This window comes from Cereibacter sediminicola (assembly GCF_007668225.1).
In the GTDB taxonomy this organism is placed as follows: Bacteria; Pseudomonadota; Alphaproteobacteria; order Rhodobacterales; family Rhodobacteraceae; genus Cereibacter_A; species Cereibacter_A azotoformans.
Window position 1 is genome coordinate 1 of sequence record NZ_VDEK01000117.1, and the last position, 805, is coordinate 805.

At 61.6% G+C, this 805-nt stretch carries 1 pseudogene; it reads right to left on the reverse strand.

The features are described from left to right. Positions 1-52: 52 nt before the first annotated feature. A pseudogene (locus FG154_RS20600) lies at positions 53-598 on the reverse strand (transposase); the annotation flags it as partial. Positions 599-805 lie beyond the last annotated feature (207 nt).

Genomic DNA, 805 nt, shown 5'->3' on the forward strand with positions numbered 1-805 from the left:
ATGACGTAAGTCATGAAACCAGGCCCCGGCAGGCGGCCCTCGGCGGAGCCTTACGGACCATCTCGGAGATGTAGCGTTCGACATCGGCCTCGAGATGGGCCAACCGGCTGGCGATCTTATTTTTGGTGAAGTTCTTGTCACGGTTGTTGACCGCCTTGAACTTGCTGCCGTCGATGGCAACGCACTCACCCTTCAGCACGCCGATCCGGCGGCACAGTTCGACGAAGCGGGCGCAGACCTTGCGAATGGCTCTGCCGTTCGCGCGCCGAAACTCGGCAATGGTCTTGTGATCCGGGACCAGCTTTCCGGTCAGCCACATCACCTCGACATTCCGGCCGGCTTCCCGCTCCAGTCGGCGGCTGGACGGGATCCGGTTCAGGTAACCGTAGATGAACAGCTTGAGCAGAACCGACGGATGATAGCCATGTCGTCCGGTCTTCGCCGGGGAGGCACGGACGAAACCGATGTCAGGAAGGTCGAGCTCCTCCACGAAAAGATCCACGACGCGGACGAGAGCGTCCTCGCTGATCCAATCCTCGAGCCGATCCGGAAACAGCACCGTCTGGCCGCGCTGCACACCCTCGATGAAACCGACCATGCCGCCCCCCGCTCTGCAGAAATCCTACCACAAACAAGGGTTTCGACACAGCCTCGGCCCTTTGCGGACAGTAAGCGCGCTACGATACCGCGACGCAGCGCTCCTGATAGCTGCCACTTGGGCTTGGCGCAGCGAGGACGGTTCGCGAGGGTCTGAACTGGCCCCCGTTTCGACCGGACACTTGGGCATAACCATGGAGGCTCAGGT